This is a genomic window from Ferdinandcohnia sp. SAFN-114 (genome assembly GCF_059415045.1).
The window spans coordinates 1-1,245 of sequence record NZ_JBPFDQ010000204.1 but is presented as its reverse complement, the minus strand read 5'-3'; the positions used below and the strand labels follow the sequence as shown (position 1 = coordinate 1,245).

The 1,245-nt window shown below is 30.5% G+C and carries 1 protein-coding gene; it reads left to right on the top strand.

Going from position 1 to position 1,245, the window contains the following annotated elements; genetic code table 11:
* The first annotated feature begins 165 nt into the window (after positions 1–165).
* A complete protein-coding gene (locus ACR65M_RS26925) occupies positions 166–993 on the top strand; it encodes an Rpn family recombination-promoting nuclease/putative transposase (RefSeq protein WP_440274947.1) in 828 nt (275 codons plus the stop codon).
* Positions 994–1,245 lie beyond the last annotated feature (252 nt).

Here is a 1,245-nt window from a genome sequence, read left to right as displayed (position 1 = left end):
AATGTCACAATACTTATCTCAAGTATTGCCATTTTGGAGGTGTTTTATATTGTCTCACTATTTTAGGTTAGTCCACTGTGCATTCAGGTATCGAGCCTTTCTTAATAATCTTAATTAATAAAAAGAGAGTAATATGATAGAATATAATCAAACAGGAGGGTTCGTATGAATCGATTAAATCCATTAAATGACTTTCTATTTAAAAAGTTATTTGGAGAGGAAAAAGATAAAGATATATTGATTGGTTTTTTAAACGCTATCCTAAAATCTGACATAGTCGATGTAACTATCGAAAAAGAAAATTTAAATAGGGATAAGCAAGATGACAAATTAGGCGTTTTAGATATAAAGGCAAAAACTAATATGGGTGAAAAGTTTAACATTGAAGTTCAATTATTAGATCAAAAGAATATGATACCAAGAACACTTTTCTATTGGTCAAAACTTTATATTGAAGATTTCGAATCTGGAAACCCATATTCCTCACTTCAAAGAGCTGTTACAATCAATATACTCGATTTTAAATTGGATGAATTGCGTGGTGAGGATTTTCATACCAAGTTTAATTTACGTGAGTCTCAATCTAATAACGTTTTAACTAACTTGTTGGAAATCCATTTTATCGAGTTTCCTAAATTTGAGGAAATTAACGATGATGTGAATAATCCATTACATCGTTGGTTACTATTCTTAAAAGAGGATATTTCTGAAAAAAAGTTGAGGGAGGTTATCAGTATGGATGTGATTCTAAATAAAGCTGAAGAAAAATTATTAAAATTAAGTGCTGATCCTGAAACTAGAAAAGAGTATGAGCGTAGAGCAAAAGCCCTTTCCGATGAAAGAAGCCGACTAGAGGACGCAGAAAATACCGGAATTTTAAAAGTGGCCAAAAGTTTACTAAATGGTGGAATGCCGTTATATGAAGTAGCTAAACATACTCCATACAACGCTGAGGACTTAGAACAGATGCTTAGAAAGCATCATTTATTATGATGAAAGCCACCATTTTGGTGGATTTTTTTATTTAATTTTATAAGATATCCATTATTTACATTCTTGATTGTAATTATCACTACAATCAAATTTTAATTTACCAACTTAATGTAATTATTTAGTTTACAGAAAAACGTAAATCTCTTGTTATAGGGGTAGCGTCAGATAAGCGCATTTATCTTAACCATCCATAACGGATGACTTTACAGTATTCAATGTAAAGTTATCCGTTTTTTTGTTTCTTTAAATCCC